This window comes from Vibrio sp. B1Z05 (assembly GCF_052955985.1).
The window spans coordinates 855,842-882,572 of record NZ_CP130463.1 but is presented as its reverse complement, the minus strand read 5'-3'; the positions used below and the strand labels follow the sequence as shown (position 1 = coordinate 882,572).

The following is a 26,731-nucleotide window of genomic DNA, read 5'->3' as shown; positions in this document are numbered from 1 at the left end:
CGAACATGCTCTCTTTAATCGAAAAAATTCGCTCTGGTCACCTATGGGAATTCCCAGGGGGTGTTCATCCACCAGAGAACAAATCTCAATCTCAATCCTCAAAGATTGCGCGCTCGAGTATCGCTGATGAATTAATCATACCTATCAAGCAACATATAGGTAAAAAAGGTGATGTGATTGTCCGTGTTGGCGACAAAGTCCTAAAAGGACAAGCTCTAACGCAATACAACTCCAGTTTAAGCCTGCCTGTGCATGCGGCCACCTCAGGGGAAGTTATTGCCATTGAGCCTCGCCCAAGTTGCCACCCTTCTGCTATTCCAGAGATGTCGATCGTAATCAAAGCCGATCATCAAGACACATGGATTTCGCATCAAGGTGTGCCTGATTACACCCAATGTAATCCTGAACAACTGCTGGATATTATTCGCCAAGCGGGTATTTCGGGGTTAGGCGGTGCAGGTTTTCCCACAGCACGTAAATTGCAATCCGGCCTTGGTCGAGTTGAAATTTTAATTATCAATGCGGCTGAATGTGAACCTTACATTACCGCTGATGACACTTTGATGCGTGAATATGCTGATGAAATCATGCAAGGCATTGAGATTTTAAAGCATATTCTAAAACCTAAACTGACGGTCATTGGTGTTGAAGACAACAAACCTGAAGCAATCGAAGCATTAAATAAGGCCGGAGCTGATCACGACGTAGTGATTCGCGCAGTGCCAACCAAATACCCATCGGGCGCTTCTAAACAGCTGATCAAAATCCTGACTAACAAAGAGATACCAAGTAACGGCTACTCGGCTGATATCGGCATGACGATGTTCAACGTAGGTTCAGCGTTTGCGGTAAAACGTGCGGTGATTGATGGTGAGCCTCTTATTGAGCGCGTCATTACCTTAACCGGTAAAAGCATTAAATCGGCGAAAAACTACTGGGTGCCTATCGGTACTCCAGTGGCGCACTTGTTAGAACAAGGCGAATTTACGCCAACCAAAAAGCAAGCCGTGATTATTGGTGGCCCTATGATGGGCTTTGCCCTGCCACAAATCGAAGCCCCGCTGACTAAAATCAGTAACTGCGTATTAGCGCCGGGAAAACGTGAGATTTCTTTTGATGATCACGAAATGGCGTGTATCCGCTGTGGTCAATGCGCCGAGGTATGCCCAGCATCGCTACTGCCTCAGCAAATGCTGTGGTATTCCAAAGATCAAGATCTGGATAAATTAGAAGAATACAACCTTAAAGACTGCATTGAATGTGGCGCGTGCGCGTATGTGTGCCCGAGTAATATTCCATTGGTGCAATACTACCGCCAGTCTAAAGCGGAGATCAAAACTCGCAACGCAGAGCAAGAAGCCGCAGAGCGCGCTAAAGTGCGTTTTGAACAGCGTAAAGAGCGTCTAGAGCGTGACAAACTTGAACGCGAACAAAAATACAAACAAGCTGCCGATAAGCGTCGCAGCCAAATGAAAACCGCTGACGGTGGTGATGCTATTGCCGCTGCTATCGAGCGAGTTAAACAGCAAAAAGCTGAAGGGCCAAAATCTGCGGTTGCAGCCGCCATTGCGCGTGCTAAAGCTAAGCAAGCACAAGTTCAACCAAGTGAAACGGCTGAACCTGATAACTCTGAAATGCGCAAACTTCGCGAGCAACGCAAACAAGAAGCTCGCGCACGTAAAGCGCAGCAATCACAAGCCGATGGTGATTCAGACACAGATGCTAAAGCAGGCTCTAAAACCGATGCAGTAGCTGCGGCAATTGCGCGTGCTAAAGCGAAAAAAGAACAGCTTGCCGCATCGGCAAACGGTTCAGCTAACAGTGAAACGACTAATGCTGATGCAAACGATGATAAATCAGCGAAGCACGATGCAATTAAAGCGGCTGTAGAAAGAGCTAAAGCTAAGAAAGCCGCTCAAGCGAGTGTAACGACAAACGCCACGGCTGGTACAACTGACAGCGAAACTGATTCTAAGAAATCAGCAGTAGCTGCCGCCATTGCCCGAGCTAAAGCACGCAAAGCAGAGCAAGCCTCAGCAAGTAACACCGAGTCAGACACTGGTGAACCTGCGCCAAGCGATGACCCGAAAAAAGCCGCTGTGGCCGCTGCCATTGCTCGTGCTAAAGCACGCAAAGCAGAGCAAGCTTCGGCAAACTACACAGAGTCAGACACTGGCAAACCTGAGCCAAGCGATGACCCGAAAAAAGCCGCTGTGGCCGCTGCCATTGCTCGTGCTAAAGCACGTAAAGCTGAGCAAGCTTCGGCAAACAACACCAAGTCAGAAACTGGCGAACCTACGCCAAACGATGACCCGAAAAAAGCCGCCGTGGCCGCTGCCATTGCTCGCGCTAAAGCACGTAAAGCAGAACAAGCTTCGGCAAACAACACCAAGTCAGAAACTGGCGAACCTGCGCCAAGCGATGGCCCGAAAGAAGCCGCTGTGGCCGCCGCCATTGCTCGCGCTAAAGCACGTAAAGCAGAGCAAGCCTCAGCAAACAATACAGAGTCAGAAACTGGCAAACCTGCGCCAAGCGATGACCCGAAAAAAGCCGCTGTGGCCGCTGCTATTGCCCGAGCTAAAGCACGTAAAGCGGAGCAACAAGCAACAGATAACGCAGCATCACAACCCAGTGAACCTGCACCAGAAAACGACCCGAAGAAAGCCGCAGTAGCCGCGGCGATTGCACGGGCAAAAGCAAGAAAAGCGGCTCAACAAGCCGATAGCAGTGACTCTAAGGAGAAAAACTAGTGGCATTTTTTATCGCCAGTTCACCACACACTCAAAAGCGTCGCTCACTGTCGAATATGATGCTGTTAGTTGCCATTTGTGCCATTCCGGGCATTTTGGCGCAAACCTACTTTTTTGGTTTTGGCACGATAATACAAGTGCTGTTTGCCATTTTGGTGGCATGGTCTTTTGAGTCCGTCATCATGTTATTACGTGGCCGCTCACCGTTTGGCGCTCTGCGTGATAACAGTGCGCTATTAACCGGATTATTGCTTGCGATTGCCATTCCTCCACTCTCGCCTTGGTGGATCACGGTAATCGGTCTATTTTTTGCGATTGTGGTCGCCAAGCACCTATACGGTGGTATTGGGCAAAACCTCTTTAACCCGGCAATGGTCGCTTACGTTGTCTTGCTGATCTCTTTTCCGGTACAGATGACCAGTTGGTTAACGCCAGCACAAATTTCATCGACTCCGGTAGGGGCAACCGATGCGCTATCCTTAATCTTCAGCGGTTTTAATATTGATGGTATGTCGCTACAGCAAATACGCACCGGCGTAGATGGCATAACTATGGCCACCCCATTAGATACCGTAAAAACCGGACTTGGCCACGGTCAAACACTGTCTGAAATCACCAATAGCCCACTGTTTTCTGGGATTGCTGGATTTGGTTGGGAATGGATTAATATCATGTTCCTGATTGGCGGTTTAGTGATGGTGAAGCTGCGCGTCATTCAGTGGTATATCCCTGCTGGCGTATTGGCTGGTGTATTGGGCATGAGCGTATTGCTATTTATTATTACACCGGGAGCACAAGGCTCTCCCCTATTTCAGCTGTTCTCTGGAGCAACCATGCTAGGGGCGTTCTTTATTGCCACCGATCCGGTGTCTGCGGCCACCACAGTCAAAGGTCGATTGATTTTTGGCGCGCTCATCGGGGCACTGGTGGTGATTATTCGCACCTTTGGCGGCTTCCCAGACGGGATTGCGTTTGCCGTGATTATTGCCAATATGTGTGTGCCACTTATTGATTACTACACTCAACCAAGAACCTACGGTCACAAGTAATATCATGTTTAAAACCATACAGAAAAACGGTTTGATCCTTGCCATGTTCGCTTGCATTACAACAGGTGTCGTTTCAGTAACGCACCTATTGACCAAGGACACCATACAGGCTCAACAAATTGCGCAGCTACAAGGACAACTCAACCAAGTTATCCCAATGAGCATGCACGACAATGAGCTATACGCAAATTGTCTACACTTAAATAACCCAGCGTTAGGCACGCAAGAAAGCATGCCTGCGTATGTGGCAACCTTAGACGGTAAACCAACAGCGGTGGCGATTGAAACCATCGCCCCAGATGGCTACAACGGCGCTATCAAGCTGTTAGTGGGTATAGACTTACAAGGTAAAGTGTTGGGTACGCGCGTGTTATCGCAAAATGAAACCCCAGGGCTTGGCGACAGAATCGACTTGCGTGTCTCTGATTGGATTTTATCTTTTGCTAATAAAATCATTACTCCAGATAACCACGACAGTTGGCACGTACGTAAAGATGGCGGCCAATTTGACCAATTTACTGGCGCAACCATCACCCCGCGCGCTGTGGTAAAAGCGGTATACAAAACTGGTTTATACTTTTCTCAAAACCAAGATCAGATCTTGAACCAGTCACCACAATGTGAGGTGAAATAATGTCAGAGAAAAAACTCCTATTAAAAAACGGACTGTGGGACAACAACCCCGCACTCGTGCAACTGCTCGGCTTGTGTCCGTTATTGGCAGTTTCGGCAACGGTGACCAATGCAATGGGACTTGGCATTGCGACTCTCATGGTACTGGTTAGCTCAAACCTGACCATCTCTTTAATTCGTCATCATGTGCCACAAGAAATCCGTTTACCGATTTTCGTTATGATCATTGCCGCACTCGTCACCTGTGTGCAGCTTCTCATAAATGCATACGCGTATGGACTTTACCTGTCACTGGGCATTTTTATTCCGCTGATTGTGACAAACTGTATCATCATCGGGCGCGCAGAAGCATACGCTTCAAAAAATTCACCACTACTGGCTGTGTTAGATGGGTTGTGGATGGGCTTAGGTATGACTGCGGTATTGGTTGTGCTTGGCGCAATGCGTGAGATATTAGGCAACGGCACCTTATTTGATGGCGCTGATTTACTACTCGGTGATTGGGCAAGCGTATTGCGAATTCAAATTTATCATGTCGATAGTAATTTCTTGCTGGCTATGTTGCCGCCGGGTGCCTTTATCGGCGTGGGCTTTTTAATTGCGGCAAAAAACTGGATAGACAGCTATCAAGCCAAGAAAGCACCTAAGCAAGAGAAAAAAGAAATCCAACGTGCTCGTGTTACTAACAATTAATCTTATATTTAAACGGACTCAATGAATAAAGATAAGCGTCGGCTCATATTGGAAAAACTGCGTGAGGAAAACCCTCATCCAGAAACGGAGCTCAACTGGAACTCCCCTTTTGAATTATTAATTGCCGTTTTGCTTTCAGCGCAAGCAACAGACGTCAGTGTTAACAAAGCCACGGATAAGCTATTTCCCGTGGCCAATACACCGCAAGCACTGTTTGATCTTGGCGTTGATGAACTCAAGCAATATATAAAAACCATTGGCTTGTTTAACTCGAAAGCAGAAAACACCATTAAAACGTGCAAAATCTTATTAGAAAAGCACAATGGTGAAGTGCCAGAAAACCGAGAAGCCTTAGAGGCGCTGCCCGGCGTCGGACGTAAAACAGCCAATGTTGTACTTAACACCGCCTTTGGCTGGCCGACCATTGCGGTCGATACCCATATCTATCGTGTATCAAACCGTACTAAGTTTGCCATGGGTAAAACCGTCGACGATGTAGAGCAAAAACTGCTTAAAGTTGTGCCGAAAGAATTTAAACTCGATGTACATCACTGGCTCATTTTGCATGGCCGCTACACTTGCATTGCACGTAAACCGCGCTGCGCGAGCTGTATCATAGAAGATCTTTGTGAATTTAAAGATAAAGTCATAGATTAGCGCCATTATCCTCAACCAAAAATAATCAAGGAAACAGCATGTCTCAAGGTCGCGTATTACACACCATGCTTCGCGTGGGTGATTTAGACAAATCTATCGAATTCTATACCAAGGTTATGGGTATGGAATTGCTACGTAAAAACGAAAACAAAGAGTATGAATACACTCTTGCCTTTGTTGGCTTTGGTGATGAGTCTCAAGGTGCCGTGATTGAATTGACTTACAACTGGGGCACAACTCAATACGACCTAGGTGATGCCTTCGGTCACGTTGCGATCGGTTACGAAGATATTTACGCCACATGTGATGCTATTAAAGCCGCAGGCGGCAATGTCACTCGCGAACCCGGCCCGGTAAAAGGTGGCTCAACACATATCGCATTTGTGACTGACCCAGACGGCTACAAAATTGAACTTATCCAACGTGATAACGCATCTGCAGGTCTAAACGGATAATTCTGTTTAAACGCAAAATATGCCATATTTAAGGCGATAGTTAGCTGATAACTATCGCTTTTTTGTGTCTCTTTAATAATACCAACCTTAGTTTCATAGACATTTTCTCAGCCCAATAAAGCTCGTTCCGCACACCCATTTTATGCAAGTGTGGATTAATTGCGCACCGCTATTTAAGAGCATTCTCACCTTTCCCATTAGCTAAATACATGTTTAGGTTTAGAAAAAGTTATGAATCTGCAATAATGCTCACCCTTATTTATATGTTTTGTTTGTTATGACTGTAGAAAATGAAGCTTTGACGCTAAAAAAACGATTCAGAGGGTATTTCCCTGTTGTTATTGATGTAGAAACAGCTGGGTTTAATTCCAAAACTGACGCGCTGCTGGAAATTTGCGCAGTGACTCTGGCTATGGATGAAAATGGAGATCTGCATCCTGCAAGTACCATTCATTTTCAGGTTGAACCTTTTGAAGGCGCTAATTTAGAAAAAGAAGCTCTTGATTTTATAGGCATGCCTGACCCTTTTAGCCCATTACGTGGGGCTATTCCGGAATCAGAAGCACTCAAAGAAATTTATAAGTTAGTTCGTAAAGAACAAAAACAAGCAGAATGCAGCCGCGCCATTATTGTTGCCCACAACGCCGCCTTTGATCATGGCTTTGTCTCTGAAGCGAGTGAACGCTCTAAGCTAAAACGCGTACCTTTTCACCCGTTTGCGACATTTGATACTGCCACCTTAAGTGGTCTGGCTTTTGGGCAAACGGTATTGGCAAAAGCGTGCAAAGCTGCACAAATAGAGTTCGATAATAAAGAAGCTCATTCAGCACTTTACGATACGCAAAAAACCGCTGAACTGTTTTGTAAAATTGTTAATAAGTGGAAAGCCCTTGGCGGCTGGCCGTTGATGGACCAAGATTAATACCAACCCTAATTGTTGGTATAAACACACAATCAGAGAAGATTAATGAATCCCATAATTATATCCGTTTGCATCATGCTATTGTTGGCATTGATGCGCGTTAACGTTGTCGTTGCGTTAACATTTAGTGCCATCGTCGGTGGACTTACCGCAGGTATGAGCATCACTGATACTATTTCTGCTTTCGAAGGTGGATTAGGTGGCGGTGCAACCATTGCATTAAGTTACGCCATGTTAGGCACCTTTGCTGTGGCCATTTCTAAATCAGGTATTACTGATTTGCTAGCTCAAAGCGCGATAAAACGCATCAATGGTCAAAAAAATGACTCAGCGTCTACCGCTTTAAAATATGGCGTTTTGGCAATTTTGGTACTTATTACCATGTCATCGCAAAACGTTATTCCTGTACACATAGCATTTATCCCCATTCTGATCCCACCTTTGCTTGCTGTGTTTGCCAAACTAAAACTAGACCGCCGCATGATTGCCTGTGTGCTAACCTTTGGTCTTGTTACGCCATATATGGTCCTGCCAATTGGTTTTGGTGGCATATTCCTTAATAACATCTTGCTCAAGAACCTAAGAGACAACGGTCTAACAAATATTACCGCTTCTGATGTTCCTATGGCGATGCTATTCCCTGCCTTAGGTATGGTCACTGGTTTATTGATTGCTATTTTCATCAGCTATCGCAAGCCAAGAACCTATCAAGAGACAGAAATCACTCATGTAGACACTGAGCCAAACCACATCAACAAAAAACACATTCTTGTTGCTGTGCTAGGTATTGTGGCGGCACTTTCTGTACAGCTGTACACAGGCTCTATGATTATCGGTGCGCTAGCCGGTTTCATGGTGTTCACCTTTGGTGGCGTTATCGCATGGAAAGAGACTCACGACGTATTTACCCGTGGCGTACACATGATGGCGATGATTGGCTTTATTATGATTGCCGCAGCGGGCTTTGCCGCGGTAATGAAAGCCACAGGCGGTGTTGAAATGCTAGTGCAGTCACTTTCGACCTCTATTGGTGACAACAAGCCACTGGCGGCTTTGTTGATGCTAATCGTCGGTCTTTTGGTCACGATGGGGATTGGTTCTTCGTTCTCCACTATCCCAATTATTGCGACTATCTACGTTCCGCTGGCGCTGGCTTTTGGTTTCTCACCAATGGCAGTGGTGGCCCTAGTCGGTACGGCTGCAGCGTTAGGTGATGCAGGCTCTCCTGCTTCGGACTCAACCTTGGGCCCAACCTCAGGTTTGAATGCTGATGGTCAACACGAGCATATTTGGCAAACCGTTGTGCCTACCTTTATTCACTACAACATTCCTTTGATCATCTTCGGCTGGATTGCCGCTATGGTTCTTTAGGGGATATGGTTCTTTAGGGGATATGGTTCTTTAGGGGAATGATTTAGAAAAGTGACTACATTTGTAGCTGACTGATAAACAAAAGGCTTCCAAACGGAAGCCTTTTTTAGTTATTGACCTAAAAAATAGGTTACAAAAACACTTATTCGCCAGCAGCGCGTTCAGCCGCTTCTTTAACTAGCGGTTGTAGTTCGCCTTTTTGGAACATCTCGATAATGATGTCACAGCCACCAACAAGCTCGCCTTCAACCCAAAGTTGAGGGAATGTAGGCCATTGCGCGTAAGCTGGAAGCTCTGCGCGGATATCTGGGTTTTGCAGAATATCAACGTAAGCAAACTTCTCACCACACGCCATCAAAGCTTGAGACGCTTGTGAAGAAAACCCACAGCTTGGAAGCTTAGGTGAACCCTTCATGTATAGAAGAATAGTGTTTTGTTCGATTTGCTGTTTAATTTTGTCTAGGGTTTCCATTAAGGACCTCTGAGTCGGTGTGCTCTTGATAATATCTCGCCATTTTACCTTACTAGTTTAGAATAAAAACCATAAACTAAATAAGGTTATTGTTACGTATTTGAACAAATCTTGTTGCAGTGCCCACATAGTATATCAATTGATGCAGAAACAAAATTACTGTTAATGCGATTTTCATAACAGGGCATATTCCTCTGCAAGCCCCATAATTACTGGCCTGAGACAATATTCTTTAAAAGAATTCTCCCGATTTACTCACCAGTAAATGTTATAATTTTGCAACCTAACCTTTTATTAGCACCAAAAATTGATAGAATGCCAACGAATTATACCAATGACTGTTGATTGCTACGATTGGTATTAGTACAGTGGTTCGTGTTCAAAACGACGCTGTAGCATGTACTTAATGAGCCTTTTTCTTATTAAATACATATTCTTACTACATGGGAAGCTTAGGGCTTAGCCCAAATAAATGGAGAACCGAGCAAATGGCATTTGAATTACCAGCTCTTCCTTATGCAAAAGATGCACTAGAACCACATATCTCAGCTGAAACTCTAGATTTTCACCACGGCAAGCACCACAACACTTACGTTGTAAAGCTAAACGGCCTAATTCCAGGCACTGAGTTTGAAGGCAAAACACTAGAAGAAATCGTTAAAACTTCTACTGGTGGCGTATTCAACAACGCGGCTCAAATTTGGAACCACACTTTCTACTGGCATTGTCTAGCACCTAAAGCAGGTGGCGAACCAACAGGTGCGGTAGCGGATGCTATCAACGCTGCATTTGGTTCTTTTGAAGAGTTCAAAGCTAAATTCACTGATTCTGCAATCAACAACTTCGGTTCTTCTTGGACTTGGCTTGTTAAAAATGCAGACGGTTCACTAGCAATCGTAAACACTTCAAACGCAGCAACTCCTCTAACAGAAGCTGGCGTAACTCCGCTTCTTACTGTTGATCTGTGGGAACACGCTTACTACATCGATTACCGTAACGTTCGTCCAGAATACATGAATGGCTTCTGGGCTCTTGTTAACTGGGACTTCGTTGCAGAAAACTTAGCTAAATAATAAGCTAAAAATGCGATAAATAGGCTGCCAATTTGGTGGCCTATTTTTTTGCTCAATATCATCACTTCATTTCTCTAGCGCCAGCTCATAACATCCCACCAATCATGACTAAGCTGACGAAAACCACGAAATTCATCGCACTATCTCAGCACAATATGTGACCTACCCCTTAACTCAAGCTGTTGCATATCACAATTGTAACAAATGACTCAACCTGTTTACTTTTTAAACACTATATTGATTGATAGCTTATTAGTTAAGCGTACCCTAAATACCAAGCTAAACAGTTATACCATTGCAGTGATTAAGTGATCTGTTAGTTACTACGATTGATGTGGTAAACAGGGTAAGTGGCAATTTAAAAATTGGGGGGAGGTAAATATATGGTTATACATAACTCAGTAGTGCTGATCACCTCAGCAGGAACCATATTGGGTAAAACACTTGCCCTACACTTTGCCTCCTTAGGTGCCAGAGTGGTCATTACTGATAAAAGCGCTGCACAGTTAAAGGAAACCTATCGAGATTGTCTCGCTGCGGGTTACAACGTATGTACTTACACTCTGCCCGATGACACCCAAGAGCATGTTGACGCCATGTTTTACTACATAGAGAAGTTTTACAATCAAGGTGTGGATGTGTTGATCAATCACTGGGAAAACCGCCCGCTGCCAACTTTAGTCAGTACCTCTCCTGCAGAAGAGTTCAGTGCAAAATTTTCCAACATAGTTCAATCACTGTTCAGTTGCGGGCACGCTTGTGCTGAACAAATGCGTAAAAATGACAATCGTGGCGTCATTATAAACATCCTAACTAATGAAAATGCGCACGTTATACTCGGCACAGAAAGCATCTGCTCCATGGTCAGTGGCTTGACTAAGAGCTGGGCAAAGGAACTTCATCCTTTTGATATCCGTGTCGGCGGTATTTTACCCAGCGTGCACCATTTGGCCACGGATGATCATCAACATAGCTTTGCCACTATCCGAGAAGATTTAATTAGAAACACCGAATACATAGTGTCAAACGATTCTTTTAATGGGCGGGTGATGTCTTGGTAGTGTTGTAGTCTTATGCCAATTACACTAAGTCAGTGATCAGAAATAGCACAGGAAAAAAGTCGCAATAAACAAAAAACCCCAGAGCACAACGGCACTGGGGTTTTATTATTTACGGTGGGCTTATTATCTAAGCCCACTTTTCAAGAGTCGAATTACTTCGCTTTAGCAGGCTTTTGGTCTGCTTTTTTCTTGATTACTGTAGTGCCTTCAAAAGTTTCACCTTCAACGTAAGGCTTACCGTAGTAAGACGTTGTTAGAACTTCTTTTAGCTCAGAGATTAGAGGGTAACGTGGGTTCGCACCAGTACATTGGTCATCGAACGCTTCCACAGATAGCTCTTCAAGTTTAGCCGTGAAGTCTGCTTCGTTAACACCCGCTTCTTGAATAGACAGTGGGATATCCAGTTCTTTCTTAAGCTCTTCCAACCAAGTCAGTAGACGCTCAATTTTCTGTGCAGTGCGGTCACCTGGTTGACTTAGGTCTAGGTGGTCAGCAACTTCAGCGTAACGACGACGTGCTTGCGGACGGTCGTATTGAGAGAATGCAGTTTGTTTAGTTGGGTTGTCGTTTGCGTTGTAACGAACAACGTTAGAGATCATCAATGCGTTTGCAAGACCGTGTGGCAAGTGGAACTCAGCACCGATTTTGTGAGCGATTGAGTGACACACACCTAGGAAAGACTGTGCAAATGCGATACCAGCAATCGTTGCCGCATTGTGTACTTTCTCACGAGCGATTGGGTCAGCTGCGCCATTTTTGTAGCTTGATGGTAGGTACTCTTTAAGCATCTTAAGTGCTTGTAGAGCTTGACCATCTGAGTACTCGTTCGCTAGAACTGAAACGTACGCTTCAAGTGCGTGAGTCACTGCATCGTAGCCACCAAATGCTGTTAGAGACTTAGGCATGTTCATAACTAAGTTAGCATCAACGATTGCCATGTTTGGCGTTAGTTCGTAATCCGCTAGAGGGTACTTAGCACCAGTTTCATCGTCAGTAACAACCGCAAATGGTGTTACTTCAGAACCTGTACCTGAAGTAGTAGTGATACATACTAGCTCAGCTTTCGCGCCCATTTTAGGGAACTTGTAAATACGTTTACGGATATCCATAAAGCGCATTGCTAGCTCTTCAAAGTGCGTTTCTGGGTGCTCGTACATAACCCACATGATCTTAGCCGCATCCATTGGTGAACCACCACCAAGTGCTAGGATTACATCTGGTTGGAAGCTTTGCATTGCTGCAGCGCCTTTTTCAACAACAGACAATGTTGGATCCGCTTCTACATCAAAGAAAGTTTGCACTTCGATGCCTTGAGCTTTAAGAATGCTTACTACGCTATCTGCATAACCGTTGTTAAATAGGAAACGGTCAGTTACTAGGAATGCGCGTTTTTTACCTTCTAGATCGCCAAGTGCGATTGGCAGGCTGCCACGACGGAAGTAAATAGACTTAGGTAGTTTGTGCCACAACATATTTTCAGCTCGCTTCGCTACAGTTTTCTTGTTGATAAGGTGCTTAGGACCCACGTTCTCAGAGATAGAGTTACCACCCCAAGAACCACAACCTAGAGTTAGAGAAGGTGCAACGTTAAAGTTGTACAAGTCACCAATACCACCGTGAGTCGATGGGATGTTGATTAGAATACGAGCTGTTTTTAGTTTGTCACCGAAGTAACGGATACGGTCAGCGTTAGTATCTTGGTCAGTGTATAGACCAGATGTGTGACCGATACCGCCAATCTCAACCATAGTTTCAGCTTGAGCAACCGCATCTTCAAAGTTATCCGCGCGGAATAGACCTAGAGTTGGAGATAGTTTCTCATGAGCGAACTCATCATCGTAAGAAACTTTACCCAGACCTTCACCCACTAGAACTTTAGTATCAGCAGGAACTTTAACACCGGCCATTTCAGCGATTGCTGGAGCAGGTTGACCTACGATTTTAGCGTTTAGGTTACCGTCAATTAGCAGTACTTTACGTACTTTGTTTGCGTCAGCTTTGCTTAGTACGTGCGCTTTGTGAGAAGCGAAACGCTCTTTAACTTCGTCATACACTTCGCTTACTACGATAGCCGCTTGCTCAGAAGCACAAACTACGCCGTTATCGAAGGTTTTAGACATAAGGATAGAAGCTACCGCACGTTTGATGTCTGCAGTTTCATCGATAACTACTGGAACGTTACCCGCGCCAACACCGATTGCTGGTTTACCTGAAGAGTAAGCCGCTTTAACCATGCCTGGACCACCAGTTGCAAGGATAAGTGCAATGCCTTCATGCTTCATTAGGCCGTTAGACAATTCTACTGAAGGTTGGTCAATCCAACCAATGATGTCTTTTGGTGCGCCTGCTGCTACTGCTGCTTCAAGAACAAGCTTAGCTGCGTCGTTAGTTGAGTTTTTAGCGCGTGGGTGTGGCGAGAAGATGATGCCGTTACGTGTTTTAAGAGAGATTAAAGATTTGAAAATTGCAGTTGAAGTTGGGTTTGTTGTTGGAACGATACCACAGATGATACCTACAGGTTCTGCGATAGTCATTGTACCCAAGTTGTCATCTTCTTCTAAGATGCCACAAGTCTTCTCGTCCTTGTATTTGTTGTAGATAAACTCTGATGCAAAGTGGTTTTTGATAACCTTATCTTCCACGATGCCCATGCCAGATTCAGCAACAGCTTGCTGTGCTAGAGGAATACGAGCTTGGTTAGCTGCTAAAGAAGCTGCACGGAAGATTGCATCCACTTTCTCTTGAGAAAAAGTTGAGAACTCTTCTTGAGCTGCTTTAACACGTGCTACCAGAGCGTCTAGCTCAGCCATATTAGTTACAGGCATAATTGTCTCCTAGATATTTAAAATTAAAAACTTTTTAGTAAGGTTTGTTAACCAAACAACACAACTTAGTAAATAGCTTTCACAGACGAGTATATTATTTCACTCTCCGAATAAAATTGATTCAGATCACTTAGTTTGAAAGAACTATACGCAAAATAGTTATTAGCTAAGTTAGGCCTAAATGCCATATTGTATGACAAATAAGGCTTTCTACGACACTGATATCATCCATGAAAGTACCGCTTTACTACGAAAACACCGTTATCTTAAGTAGTAATTTATTTTTTCTGTAGGCCGTAATAAACGTGCCAGACCCTAGTATAACCATTGTTTCGCATACGACAATTATTAATTTGCTCCAAAAAGTAAGTTCAAAGCCATGGTTTCCGCCCTCCCCTTGACAATCAAAAATGAGTTGTTCAACTACCATTAATGGAACAAGCCAATTCATTAGTTTTTCTAATGCAAAATCAATGTTGATTTAATTTAATTCAGGTATGAAATTGCAAGTTTTACTAGCGTAAAACAGCATCCTTTATTAAAGTAGCGACACTTTTTTCTCCCCCTCTCTTTTTGTTAAAGGTTTAGTGATGCAAGGTATCGATATCGCTGTTTATTTACAGTTTTTTGTTGGCTTATTTGCCATTGTAAATCCGGTTGGAATCATGCCGATATTTGTGACGTTAACGAATCATTTATCGCCTGAAGAACGCATAAAAACCGCTTCGACAGCTAACATTGCCGTTGCAGTTATTTTGATTGTTTCTTTGTTTGCAGGTCAGTTCCTGCTTGACGTGTTCAGTATCTCTTTAGATTCGTTTCGTATCGCGGGTGGTCTTCTTTTGGTGAGTATTGCTTTTTCGATGATGAACGGGCAACTTGGTGAACAGAAACAGAATAAACAAGAAAAAGCGGAAAGTATCAGCAAAGAACAAGTAGGTGTGGTACCGCTTGCAATGCCACTAATGGCCGGACCTGGTGCAATCAGCTCAACAATTGTATTTGGCTCTAACCATTCCGGACCTGTCGACTATATTGCAGTCACACTGACGGTTTTAGTTTTTGCATTTTGTTGTTGGATACTGTTTCGCTCTGCACCCTTCATCGTACGTTTTCTAGGGCAAACAGGTATCAACGTAATCACTCGTATTATGGGTTTGATACTTGGCGCACTCGGAATTGAGTTTATTGCCGGTGGAATTGGCGCATTATTCCCAGGTTTAATGCTATAGCAGTTACATTTGCATACATAATGAACACATAAAAAGCACCCTAGTGGTGCTTTTTTCGTCTATGGCAAGCGATAATCGACCTTTGCTTTATTCAAATCAATCTAAATCTACATGCTATCCTATTGTTATTACTGATTTAAGTTGAAATGATATGCCTCAAAATGAATACAGTCTCAAACATAAACTTTATGTGATCATTTTTCGCACAGACACACCATCTGGGCGTTGGTTTGATATCACATTAATTCTGTCAATTTTAGGTTCTTTGCTCGTTTTGATTATGGGCTCAGTTGAATCAATAAACCAAAAACACGCCAATGTTTTACAGGTTCTGGAAATTTTGTTTACCGTTTTATTTACTATCGAGTATCTATTGCGTTTATATTGTTCACCCAAACCTTGGGCGTACGCCAAAAGCTTCTATGGTTTTGTTGATTTAATCGCCATCTTACCTTTCTACTTGGCGTTACTCATTCCAAATGCTCACTTCCTTGGGGTGGTACGCCTCCTTAGAATTATGCGCATCTTTAGAATTTTGAAACTTGTACAGTACATTCAAGACTCAAACATCATCATGCGTTCACTATTGAACTCAAGACGTAAGATATTTGTCTTCTTTAGTATGGTCGCCATTCTGGTGACGATATTTGGCTCACTTTTGTATGTAATTGAAGGGCCAGACAATGGCTTTACTAGCATCCCCACCAGCATTTATTGGGCCATTGTAACCATCACCACTGTCGGCTATGGCGATATATCCCCAGTCACGACACTAGGTAGAGCCGTCGCATCTCTAACCATGTTACTGGGTTACTCAATCTTAGCCGTGCCTACTGGCATTATTACGGCGGAAATGAGCCAAGAAGTAAAACAGCAAAAGAAAACCTATCAAAACCACCGGCTATTAGTGATGTGCCCGAACTGCATGAAAAACGATCATGAACCGGATGCCTTTCATTGCAAGCATTGCGGCAGTGAGTTGCCCTCGCATGAAGAGAGAGTGGTCAAGGTAAATGACACGCCTAGCGATTATGACTAATGCCTGTCACCTTGGTAGTAATCACTGTACTGCTAATCTCAGTAAATAAGCGCTCACAAATAACAGCCACAAAAAAAGCGCCAAACGGCGCTTTTTAAACATTTACTTTTTAAACACGTAAAAACTGGAGTTCTAAATTACGACTTCGCTTCTAAGATGATGCGTAGAGTACGACGTAGTGGTTCTGCTGCGCCCCATAAAAGCTGATCACCTACAGTGAAAGCATTTAGGAAGTCATCGCCCATCGCCATTTTACGCAAGCGACCGACAGGCACAGACATAGTACCAGTCACTTTAGCTGGCGTTAGCTCTTGAGCGGTAATATCGCGCTCGTTTGGCACCACTTTAACCCAGTCATTATGCGTACCGATGATCTCTTCGATTTCATCCATAGGCACATTTTGTTTTAGCTTGATGGTCAGCGCTTGTGCGTGACAGCGCATTGCGCCGATACGTACACAAGTACCATCAATCGCAATTGGGTTGCCGCCTAAACCAAGAATCTTGTTCGCTTCAACGCCTGCTTTCCATTCTTCTTTACTTTGGCCATTATCACGCTTCACATCAATCCAAGGGATCAAAGAGCCTGCCAGAGGCGCACCGAACTGATCGGTTGGGAATGCGTCTGAACGAATCGTCTCCGCCACTTTACGGTCAATATCTAAGATAGAAGAAGCAGGATCGGCAAGCTCAGCCGCCACTGACTGCTGCACTGTGCCCATTTGCGCGATAAGCTCACGCATATTCTTGGCACCTGCGCCAGAAGCGGCTTGATACGTCATGGCGCTCATCCACTCAACCATGCCTTTCTCGTACAGGCCACCAAGTGCCATCAGCATTAAGCTTACAGTACAGTTACCACCAACAAAGGTAGAAGTGCCAGAATGAATGCCTTGTTGGATTTGAGCTAAGTTAACAGGGTCTAAAGTAATAATGGAGTCGTTAGCCATACGCAGCGTAGAAGCTGCATCAATCCAGTAGCCTTTCCAGCCAGCTTGTTTTAGTGCAGGGTACACTTTCTCGGTGTAGCTACCACCTTGACAGGTGACGATAGCATCAAGTTGCTTGAGACTTTCAATATCAAAAGCGTCTTGTAACATGCCCGCATCTTTACCCATGTAGACCGGAGCCGGAATACCAACCTGAGAGGTGCTGTAAAAGACAGGCTCTATCAGATCAAAATCACGCTCTTCTACCATTCGCTGCATTAAAACCGAACCAACCATACCGCGCCAGCCGACTAAACCTACTCGCATCATCTATTACTCCATGTAATTAAGTAGATTGAGCGACAAATACAATTATTCGCGCTCAATCAAAATTTATTGTTCCTGACATATTTAAAAAAGTTGAAGCGAATGACAAGAGATTTATCAACAAAGATCAAAAAACCTCACCATTTCGTTACGCTTCTCTATTTTTACTTTGCACAACTAGCCTTTTCGCACCAATTGATCGCGTAAATTGGGTGGTGTGCCCTTAATAGTCAGCGTATCGGTCTCTGCATCATAAAATACGCGCTCTTCAAGCAACATGGCATCAAAGCTAATATTCAAGCCGCCACCGGCGCCAACAAATTTAGTCAATTTGCGCACGGCGGTTCTGTCACCAGGGAAGCTCTCTTCAAGCTGATAGCCTTGCTCTTGAGTAAACTCCACAAAGCTGGTGCCATCGTCACTTTTTGGCAGCTCTTGAGAGAGTTCTTTTACTTCAACGTCATCACCACTTTTGATTTGGTCGTTGCAGTAATCGGCTACTTGCTTGCGATAAGAATTGGCTTCTTCTTTTTCCAACTTGGCATCGGCAACAAAATCGTCCACCGCCTGCATCAGCACAAGGTTTTGCTGCTTGGTATCTAAGCCTGTTTCAGCTTGCAAGAAATCAAGGAAGAAATCCGCCACTTTGCGCCCTACTCGCCCTTTGATAAAGGTTAAGTAACGATTTGAGTCGCTGTCCGTTTGATAGGTCGATAAATCGATGCGTGCCGCAATATCCATTTTCGAGATATCTAGGTAATCCGTGGCACTGATCTCTAGCCCTTCGGTTACTTTAAGGCTTTCATTTGATGGCACTAAGGCAATGAACAAATAATCGGTCGCTAACGACTGATAACGAGCCAACACTAAAAAACCTTCTTCAGCAAATGAGTATTTACTGATTTCAGAGATTAAACGCTTGGCGCTATTTTGTGAGAAAGTGTAAAAGTCTTGCTGCTCAGCAAGTGACTCATCCAACCAGACTTTAAATTCGCTCTCTTCAGCAAAGGTGCCGAAGCCCTTTCCCGCCTTGGCATTGAACACTCGGTGCAGTTCTGCGACTAAACTTTCAGTAGAAGCATCGTTCGATAAAGCCGATTCTCGGTAGTTAACCGCAAGCTGTTGCTCAGAATCTTTAACTAATTGATGCAAAATGACATTGGATAATTGTAAACTCATAGGATATTTCTATCTCTTGTGCTTTCAGTTGTTATTGAGAGTAGGTTATCATAAGCCGTTTACACTATCATTAGCAGAGTAACTATGCCTATTACATCAAAATACAGTGACGAGAAAGTTGAAACCATGTTAGCTGAGATTGCTACCGTTTTAGAGAGACACGAGTCTACTCCAGAACTCAGCTTGATGTTGGTTGGTAATATCGCCACAAACGTTCTAAATCAGAACGTGGCGAAGGGACAACGTAAAGTCATTGCTAAAACTTTTGCAGATGCACTGATTGCATCAGTTGATGACTAATAATTAATTACAAGAACGATTATTCATGGTAAATAGCGGTAATTCCTACGCGGAACGGGTATCAAGGCTTGTCAGTTGGGGACATTGGTTCAGTTTTTTCAATGTCATCATCGCAATGCTTATCGGGACGCGTTACATAGCCGAATCTCCTTGGCCAGAGACTTTTCTTGGTCAGCTTTACCTCGCCTCTTCATGGGTGGGGCATTTCGGCTTTTTAGTATTTGGCTTGTATATCCTATGCCTTTTCCCTCTCACCTTTGTTGTCCCTAACTTTAAACTGTTTAGGATCTTAGGTGTACTGGCAAGTACCATAGGTCTCACCGTATTACTATTAGATACCCAAGCGTATCAAGAGCTCAACTTACACCTTAACCCTATTGTTTGGGAGTTACTGTTAAGCGACGACAAAAACGCCATAAATGCCAAGTGGCAGACGTTATTCGTTCTTGTTCCTATTATTTTCTTCGTCCAACTCGCTCTTGCCGAGTGGGTTTGGCGCAAGCAAAGAAAACTGTCGCACAAGCGTATCGGTCGCCCGATTGCCGCGGTTTTCTTTATTGGATTTATCTTTAGCCATCTGATCTATATCTGGGCAGATGCCACTTTCTATAATCCAATCACCAATCAAAGAGCTAACTTCCCTCTCTCTTATCCTATGACGGCGAAAACCTTCTTGGAGCGTCAAGGGTGGTTTGATAGAGCTGAATACCAGCAACGTATTGAGCGTGGTGATGCCAACAGTGAAGTGCTGGCCTATCCACTAGAAGTATTGCAAATCAACAAAAACAAAAGTAAAAACTATAACTTACTGGTGGTTATGGTTGAAAACTTGCGTGCTGATAGCATGACTCCTGATGCCATGCCAACCTTGCATGAATTTGCTGAGCAAAACCAAAACTTTAGCCAACACCTAAGTTCTGGTAACGATAACAGCGCAGCATTTGGCTTGTTTTATGGCATCCCTGCCACCTACTCTGCAAGCGTTCGTCATTTTGAAACTGAGCCTCTGTTTATACAACAGTTAATGTACCGTAATTACGATCTAGGCTTATTTAGTGGCAATGACTTCTCTGCCAGCATCTACAATGACACTATTTTTCATAATAGAGATGAAGGCCAAACCGATGTAGAAAGCAAATCGGACCGTGGAGCCGTTAAAAGTTGGCAGCAGTGGCTCACAAACGAAACCAATAAAAGTTGGTTTAGCGTGGTTCACCTAATGCAGATGCAGCAATTTGAAGACCATGTGGACAACATCTCTAATAAAGATGCCAAATCGGTTCTGCAAAAAGCCTACGTCACATCGACCAGTAAAATAGATCAGTCTATTTCACAAATTCTCGATACCTTAAAAGAACAGCAATTGTTGGATAACACAATCGTTGTCATCACCTCAGATCACGGTTGGGAGTTCAACGAAACCAAGACCAACAGCTGGGGCGCGAACAGCAACTACAGTAAATACCAGTTGCAAGTCCCTATGGTAATCCATTGGCCGAATAAACCCGCACATGAGTACACGCACGTAACCAGTCACTTCGATTTATCAGTGACCTTAATGCAAGACTTACTCGGCGTTACCTCGAACCCTGTCGACTTTAGCAGCGGTAAGAACTTATTTGACCCAAGCAAACGCCGCTGGACAATGGCAGGTGACGCCCGCGAGTTCGCTTTGATTTCCAGCAACGAAATCACAGTGCTAGACCGATACGGAAACTACAAAGTGTACAACCACGACTATCGCCGTGAACGTGACGCCAAACCAAAACTTTCTGTGATTATGCAAGGCTTATCAGAAACCAAACGTTTCTATGCTCAAGATTAATTCTGTAAAGGTGTAAGCAGGTTGCAAACCTAACAACGCTACTATTTAAAAGAGAGTATTTAAAAGAGAGCTTCGGCTCTCTTTTTTGTTGTCGTTACATAAGTTTAAGTCTACAAAGAACAGCGAAATACACTCAGAAATACCCCAAATCACATTAAATACGACCCACCCCAAATTAAATAACTAAATATGCTTAAAAACCAAGCAAACGAACAACTTAGTACTTTACAACCTTTCTCAAGCTTTATAATATTAGCGCCACACGGAGAGATGGCTGAGTGGTCGAAAGCACCGGTCTTGAAAACCGGCAACCGTTAATAGCGGTTCTAGGGTTCAAATCCCTATCTCTCCGCCATATCTAAGCCCCTGATTTATCAGGGGCTTTTTGCATTTAAGGAACTAGAGAATCACTTCAATACCAATGAGGTGAGTCAATTGTACCTATACAAACATCCCAATTCGGTGTACTACACCCGAATCTGTACCCCCAAGAAGCTAGTAAAACTAGGCTTTCCGTTCGATTTCAAGATAAGTCTTCATACTAAAGAGCGTCGAGAAGCTCTTCGTAGAAACTTAATCACAGCCCCTATTGTCATTAAGTCCCTAGATAATTTCACATGCAATCAGCCATTAACTAGGGATTGTTTAGACACTTTTAAATTAGAGCTTCACAAATTAATCACAACATCGTGGAAACAATGGGAAAGCTCACCCTTACCACATAACACTACAACAGCTTTGTCTTTTAGCTCAACAGTAATTAATAAAAAGATGACGCCACCGACACGCCTTCCTCTCGACACATGGTTAGCTGAGTTTTCTGCCCATAAAGCTAATGAAAGTATTACCCCTCTAACTGTTCACCAATTAAAACAACGAATTACTCATTTCATTCAATTCTATCGTTCCCTAAAAGACGCCAATTTCAATACAGCTTTGTTCATGAAATACATCGCTCATTTAAATGCAGAACACCGAAGTGCGAAGACGAATAAAGAGTTCTTCGCTTCTATTAAGCAGTTTTTTAAATGGCTGCATGTAATGGAAAAAATTGAGACCAACCCTGCCCAGCAGATTCAATACAAATTTAAGTCCAAACAACATGCCTCCGATGAAAGAATAAGGTGGTCAGCCGCAGAGCTACAACAATTGACGCAGAGTAGCTATTTCCAATCGGCCACTGACTCACTTAAGTGGGTAACGATGATGCAACTCTATATGGGGTTAAGGCCTTCTGAAGCTTGTCAGCTCGAAACTCACGATGTCAGTCTTTCAAGCACAATTCCATATATAAAAATCACTGATGCTGGTGAAAAACAGCATGTGAAGAACAAACATGCCATCCGCACAATACCAATTCACTCAATGCTCCTTCAGCTAGGTTTCACTCACTACGTTAACGGACGCAGAGAAAAACAGCTCTTTGACTATGAACCATTAAATATTAACCAAGATTGGTCAAAAAAATACCGTACTCAATTTGGAAAACTTCAATCAAAGATGGGTATGAAGCCACATATACGGCCAACAGCATATGGACTGAGGCACACCTTTATTGACACCTTAAAGCAACAAGGAATAGCGGAAACCCAAGTTGCTGAAATTGTTGGTCACACCAATAGCAATATGACCTTTGGTCGTTATGGCAAGCGCTTAAACCTTAAGTCCAAGCTTGACGTGGTAGAAGCTTTTTCGCTCAACCTATCGGAGGAAGCATTATGACATATCGTACTCAACAAGCGGTTCAGTCTCTATTTGAACTCGTGGAAGAAGAGCCGATTAATGAGCTCCTACACCTGACCTCATACATGAATATGGGATGGCCTGACTATGAGATAAAACGATGCGTTGCACTATTTCGTACTCTTTTATCTACGCCAAACTCTTCTATAGAACACTTGGTTGAGCAAGGATTTCCTCATACTTGGACTCAAGAAGTACTCGCATTACTCAATCTGTCGTTGCCACCAGAGCACAGTGAGCCTACCTGTCATACTAATTTATCCATTGCTATGCTATTTCTCTCTCAGCAAGGTTATGTGATTAAACGGATTAACAAGCATACAGGTAGGATTTGGGTGCGTAAGCATGATCGGCAATTTCAATTTGAGCTCAAGCATTTAAAGTACAAAAAACAGAACATGTGTATTTTATTGGGCTTAAGCTAGGAAAATAATGAGTGGCTAGATGCTTTTGTCTGGAAAAAGCATCTAGTCACTTTCTGTATATCTACGTGATATTGACTATATATTTATTCAGCGAAACCGACCAAATACACGATCCAACTCACATTTGAAGCGTAAGTCAAAATTAATTCCGTTTTAAATCGAAGAATTTAAAAAAAACGGTCGAAACACATTCATAGACACTAATAAAAATAAAAAAAGGTCGCTATGAAAGCAATTCCATCAACGTTAAATAAATACATCGATACTATATCTAACGCTTCGAAAGCTAATGACTCAGAAACAACGGCTATAGCTAAAATCTCATGCCTAAACATCATTCAACAAGCACTGATTGAGTATGAGTTTGAAGACATCAAACACAGTGATATCGTCAACATTATTACTCTATGGCAAGGTAAAGGTTCAAGTAACAAGACCATCAATAACCGTCTCGCGCCGATGCGTAAATTATTCAGCTTGGCATATCAAGATGGAGTCTTTGCTACAGATCCTATGAAAGGTATTTCAAATCTTAAATCGCCTAAGCAGGTGATCAAGGCTCGTGCCAAGGAAAATATTGACCCATTTAGTGTTGAAGAAGTCAGACGCATGATGGATAGCTTTGAGCCAGGAGACAGTGGTGCTCTTGCCGTCATTCTAATGTGCCTTACAGGGCTTCGTCCCTGCGAAGTCATCATGTTCAATTTAGAGTCACTGAATTTTGATGATAAAACTTATACTGTAAGTCTGGCTAAGCCAAAAGATAAATATAAGTGCACGAAAACTCCATCATCTCAGCGCACTATTAATCTATCAACCGAAGTACTGTCCTTACTGCAACAACATATTTCAGTAGGTACATTAACAACACACTCCATAGATGTCGTTTTACAAGACAACAACTCCGTCGAAAAACGTAACTTTACTCCTATCTTGGCAAGACATAGCGAATCGGGAGCGCACTATAAGCACACTAAAGACTTAGACCAGTCTTACTATCGCCACTTCCTCAAGAAACTGAATATTCGTACTCGCGGTCTGCACCAATGTCGTAAGACTTTTGCTTGCCATGCTGCCAGTACCAATTTACCTATTAAATGGATCACGGAGCAACTGGGTCATACTGATATCAAAGTCTTCGAGGAGCATTATGCTAAGTGGATTAAATCAGATAACGAGATCGCCCCTGAAGAGCAGCTGACCCAACGGTTATCTTCAACACCAATATCAGCCGCTTTAACAAAAAGCTTCCCAAAAGAGGCCGTAAAAGAGCCTACCTCATGGCATGTTAAGCTCATCACTCATGTCTCAAACCTGTTTAAGCGCGCAGCCTAAACCCAGTAATTCACACAAAGAAAACCAGCGCGCAAACTGTTATCGCTCAATTGAATAATACCAACATGGCACTTTATTCAGGTAGAGGTCATGCTGGTGTAACCAAGTATGCTGATATTACACTTTTCTAAAGGAAAAGATGCATATCAGCTCTTGGCAAACTTAGCAGTTTGATCGCTTGTCCCACAGGTGACCAAATGAGAAAAAAAATCGCTACATTTGCTGCTCAGAAGAACTATACAGCAGCACCTATTTCCAAAGCCAAAATGTGCCGTTCATTAGCGCACACACTCCGTTGCCTTTCTCGTTTAACTGAAGACGAATTGAAGTCAATCGAGTGGAACGAAAATCTCAGTCAGTGTAATTATCTCTATTTAGATGGTGAACTAAAGCCACTCAACGATTTATCAGAGAGTGATAGAATTGAGCTAATTGAGAGCTTCAACCCACCCAACATCCAAAACAAGAAACAAAAGCAAACCCAATTAGCTAACTATACAGCTAAGTTGAAATCGGCTATCAACTCCGAAAGGAAAGCGGATAACCCTTTGGCTGCGAATGCCCTTCAAGAGCTGCTGGAGACTCCTCGTAATCATCCGCTGCGCACTAAAGTCCTTGAAGATATTAAGCCGCTATTAAAACAACGCGCTAAACAGCGCCTGAATATGCTTAGCAAGTATATCAATGCACATAACGCTTTGACGCAATCAGAACGCTCTGGGCAACATACACGCTTTCAAGAAGTCATTTTTAAAATCCCTTTACAATGGCAAGTTAGCAATATCGATGTCACACCAGAGCATAATGTTGAGCTAGTACATGGCTTTCTAAATCGAATTCTTCCCAATCATGAAATAAAACTATCCGTCATTCATGGCGACGAGCGACTCGAACATGAAGACCTTTGTAGCCATATTCATTGCTTTATCGATGGACAAAATAGGCATACGAAAGAATTCGATCTACGAGAATGCGAAGAACTAGCGATTCAACGATATGTCACCAATACACTCTCAGAGAAAGACCAGAGTTTCTGGGAAGAAAGTAAGATCAAGAAAAGCTATTACTACTCAAAGTTGCGCGGTGAATACTGGCAGGCGATGTTTTTGCTCTATACCAATTACTACTTTGAAAAAAACGGGATCGAGCTTGAAGCTACCAGAGTAGAAAAAACTCAGGAACAACTAGAGAAAAATAAAGAAATGCGCCGAGAAGCAAGGCTTCCCAAGGCTAAACGTAGCTATAACTTCCACTCTCGCTCATTGGAAGAGCAACAAAAACTGCTAGAGCAAAGAGCGCTTCTTGAGAAAGAGCATAAAGAGAGAAAAGCAATAATTGATGATGAACTGAAAATCGCTCAATCGAACATCGTAGAGCACAAGGAAGAAATAGACGAGCTCAGACAGGCGATGCAACAATCTGAGCTAAGCATACAAAAATTATACCTACAACAGCAGCAAGCAGAGGAAGATCTTAAACAGCATACATTGGACATTGAAGATAAGAGGCACAAACAACGTCAGATAATTGAACAGAACAAGGCTTTAGAGCAAGAGGCTATTCAATTGCACAAGCGCGTAAAAGAACTTGAAAGTAAAGAAGCCACTCTTGATCTCAGCAAAGGCATCGCCATTGCAATTGCCGCAATCGACCGCTACATCGATGCTAAAAAAGGTAATCGTCACTATGAAAGCTTTCGGAAACAAGTTACCTCCATATTCAAAACACTTAACAGCTGGATTGCAGAATCTAGCGTGATGAAATACCTCAAAGTGCGTGAAGACGAAATCAAAGACTACACGCTGACTAAGGAGCTTAAAACAATGCAGACACCCAAGCCTGGCACCAATAAACGGTCTCCTTCGCCAGAGTCAACTATGAAACCGTAAATATCGTTGTAAAAAATGAGATTCATTACTCTAGGAAGAACTCAAGAGGTCATCATGACCTCTTTTTGCTATTTGCTTTTCAGTTTATTTTGAGCTTGCAGTTCGATGCGTAAGTAGATCGGATAAAAATTTTTTCCCTAACACTTTGTTTAAGTCATCAAGCTCAATAAACCATAAAATAAAACTGTCACCTAACTTATTCAACACAATTAATATTATTTATGGCCAATATAAAATCATCTGTTTAGCGCTTCTTTAAATATATGTGGATAAAATTAGTGATTGGGATCTTCTACATGATATGCATACCGAAGGTATAGCGCTGATTAAATAGCGGGCGCAGCAGGTTGCTAGTATAACCCATATAAAATCCCTCTAGATTTATATGCTTTAGAATATTCATTTAAAGCGTGGGAAGATGTTGATAGAAATTTCAACTTAGAGCTTTATGAAGTAAACCCTAAACTAAAGGAAAGGAAATTTTTTGTAATTTTGTTGAAAGTGCTAGTGTAGATCACTTTCGATGAACGACATTATGTCCTCAATT

General features: G+C 43.1%; 22 protein-coding genes and 1 tRNA gene. 19 read left to right on the top strand and 4 right to left on the bottom strand.

The window, feature by feature from the left end:
* Positions 1-5 precede the first annotated feature (5 nt).
* The 8 genes from rsxC to QV280_RS04090 all read left to right on the top strand — a co-directional run bounded on the left by rsxC (position 6) and on the right by QV280_RS04090 (position 8,530).
* The gene (gene rsxC, locus QV280_RS04125) at positions 6-2,750 is read left to right on the top strand and encodes an electron transport complex subunit RsxC (RefSeq protein WP_152821807.1); all 2,745 of its coding nucleotides are present in this window, start codon (positions 6-8) and stop codon (positions 2,748-2,750) included.
* Entirely contained in the window at positions 2,750-3,799 is a 1,050-nt protein-coding gene (rsxD, locus tag QV280_RS04120) for an electron transport complex subunit RsxD (protein ID WP_023402786.1), read from the top strand. The genes rsxC and rsxD overlap by 1 nt, the downstream gene beginning before the upstream one ends.
* 4 nt (positions 3,800-3,803) lie before the next feature.
* Entirely contained in the window at positions 3,804-4,433 is a 630-nt protein-coding gene (gene rsxG, locus QV280_RS04115; protein ID WP_152821805.1) for an electron transport complex subunit RsxG, read from the top strand.
* On the top strand, positions 4,433-5,125 hold the full coding sequence (locus QV280_RS04110) for an electron transport complex subunit E (protein WP_023402788.1): 693 nt from the start codon (positions 4,433-4,435) through the stop codon (positions 5,123-5,125). Before rsxG ends, QV280_RS04110 begins: the two co-directional genes overlap by 1 nt.
* Before the next feature lie 21 nt (positions 5,126-5,146).
* Positions 5,147-5,782: an endonuclease III gene (nth, locus tag QV280_RS04105; RefSeq protein ID WP_023402789.1), complete on the top strand. Its 636-nt coding sequence runs from the start codon at positions 5,147-5,149 to the stop codon at positions 5,780-5,782.
* Between the two features lie 38 nt (positions 5,783-5,820).
* Entirely contained in the window at positions 5,821-6,237 is a 417-nt protein-coding gene (gene gloA, locus QV280_RS04100; protein WP_023402790.1) for a lactoylglutathione lyase, read from the top strand.
* Between the two features lie 277 nt (positions 6,238-6,514).
* A complete protein-coding gene (rnt, locus tag QV280_RS04095) occupies positions 6,515-7,159 on the top strand; it encodes a ribonuclease T (protein ID WP_023402791.1) in 645 nt (214 codons plus the stop codon).
* A gap of 45 nt (positions 7,160-7,204) precedes the next feature.
* Positions 7,205-8,530 carry a Na+/H+ antiporter family protein gene (locus QV280_RS04090; RefSeq protein ID WP_152821802.1) on the top strand — a complete coding sequence of 442 codons (1,326 nt, stop codon included), beginning with the start codon at positions 7,205-7,207 and terminating at the stop codon, positions 8,528-8,530.
* A gap of 142 nt (positions 8,531-8,672) precedes the next feature.
* Here QV280_RS04090 and grxD read toward each other — a convergent pair whose 3' ends face one another.
* Entirely contained in the window at positions 8,673-9,002 is a 330-nt protein-coding gene (grxD, locus tag QV280_RS04085) for a Grx4 family monothiol glutaredoxin (protein ID WP_023402793.1), read from the bottom strand.
* Between the two features lie 488 nt (positions 9,003-9,490).
* Here grxD and sodB point away from each other — a divergent pair, with 488 nt between their 5' ends.
* Together sodB and QV280_RS04075 are read left to right on the top strand one after the other, a co-directional pair.
* The gene (sodB, locus tag QV280_RS04080) at positions 9,491-10,075 is read left to right on the top strand and encodes a superoxide dismutase [Fe] (RefSeq protein ID WP_023402794.1); all 585 of its coding nucleotides are present in this window, start codon (positions 9,491-9,493) and stop codon (positions 10,073-10,075) included.
* A gap of 383 nt (positions 10,076-10,458) precedes the next feature.
* On the top strand, positions 10,459-11,136 hold the full coding sequence (locus QV280_RS04075) for an SDR family oxidoreductase (protein WP_023402795.1): 678 nt from the start codon (positions 10,459-10,461) through the stop codon (positions 11,134-11,136).
* Positions 11,137-11,288: 152 nt separating this feature from the next.
* On the opposite strand, the gene adhE is transcribed toward QV280_RS04075, so the two are convergent.
* Positions 11,289-13,961, bottom strand: a complete 2,673-nt coding sequence (gene adhE / locus QV280_RS04070) for a bifunctional acetaldehyde-CoA/alcohol dehydrogenase (protein ID WP_023402796.1) — start codon at positions 13,959-13,961, stop codon at positions 11,289-11,291.
* 590 nt (positions 13,962-14,551) lie between these two features.
* Here adhE and QV280_RS04065 point away from each other — a divergent pair.
* Together QV280_RS04065 and QV280_RS04060 are read left to right on the top strand one after the other, a co-directional pair.
* A complete protein-coding gene (locus QV280_RS04065; protein ID WP_023402797.1) occupies positions 14,552-15,193 on the top strand; it encodes a YchE family NAAT transporter in 642 nt (213 codons plus the stop codon).
* A 151-nt stretch (positions 15,194-15,344) separates the two neighbouring features.
* A complete protein-coding gene (locus tag QV280_RS04060) occupies positions 15,345-16,232 on the top strand; it encodes an ion transporter (protein WP_023402798.1) in 888 nt (295 codons plus the stop codon).
* A gap of 137 nt (positions 16,233-16,369) precedes the next feature.
* On the opposite strand, the gene asd is transcribed toward QV280_RS04060, so the two are convergent.
* Positions 16,370-17,488, bottom strand: a complete 1,119-nt coding sequence (gene asd / locus QV280_RS04055) for an aspartate-semialdehyde dehydrogenase (protein WP_152821997.1) — start codon at positions 17,486-17,488, stop codon at positions 16,370-16,372.
* Positions 17,489-17,665: 177 nt separating this feature from the next.
* Positions 17,666-18,667 (bottom strand): nucleoid-associated protein YejK, encoded by a 1,002-nt coding sequence (gene yejK / locus QV280_RS04050; RefSeq protein ID WP_023402800.1) that lies wholly within the window; start codon positions 18,665-18,667, stop codon positions 17,666-17,668.
* Between the two features lie 84 nt (positions 18,668-18,751).
* On the opposite strand from yejK, the gene QV280_RS04045 reads away from it, so the two are divergent.
* The 7 genes from QV280_RS04045 to QV280_RS04015 all read left to right on the top strand — a co-directional run bounded on the left by QV280_RS04045 (position 18,752) and on the right by QV280_RS04015 (position 26,184).
* Entirely contained in the window at positions 18,752-18,967 is a 216-nt protein-coding gene (locus tag QV280_RS04045) for a YejL family protein (protein WP_023402801.1), read from the top strand.
* Between the two features lie 25 nt (positions 18,968-18,992).
* Entirely contained in the window at positions 18,993-20,792 is a 1,800-nt protein-coding gene (locus QV280_RS04040) for a DUF3413 domain-containing protein (protein WP_152821800.1), read from the top strand.
* Between the two features lie 264 nt (positions 20,793-21,056).
* A tRNA-Ser gene (locus QV280_RS04035) sits at positions 21,057-21,147 on the top strand.
* 80 nt (positions 21,148-21,227) lie between these two features.
* On the top strand, positions 21,228-22,514 hold the full coding sequence (locus QV280_RS04030) for a tyrosine-type recombinase/integrase (protein ID WP_447026265.1): 1,287 nt from the start codon (positions 21,228-21,230) through the stop codon (positions 22,512-22,514).
* The gene (locus QV280_RS04025; RefSeq protein ID WP_447026264.1) at positions 22,511-22,960 is read left to right on the top strand and encodes a hypothetical protein; all 450 of its coding nucleotides are present in this window, start codon (positions 22,511-22,513) and stop codon (positions 22,958-22,960) included. The genes QV280_RS04030 and QV280_RS04025 overlap by 4 nt, the downstream gene beginning before the upstream one ends.
* A 225-nt stretch (positions 22,961-23,185) precedes the next feature.
* Complete coding sequence (locus QV280_RS04020) at positions 23,186-24,295, top strand: tyrosine-type recombinase/integrase (protein ID WP_447026263.1); 1,110 nt, start codon at positions 23,186-23,188, stop codon at positions 24,293-24,295.
* A 197-nt stretch (positions 24,296-24,492) separates the two neighbouring features.
* Complete coding sequence (locus QV280_RS04015; RefSeq protein ID WP_447026262.1) at positions 24,493-26,184, top strand: hypothetical protein; 1,692 nt, start codon at positions 24,493-24,495, stop codon at positions 26,182-26,184.
* The last annotated feature ends 547 nt before the right edge of the window (positions 26,185-26,731 follow it).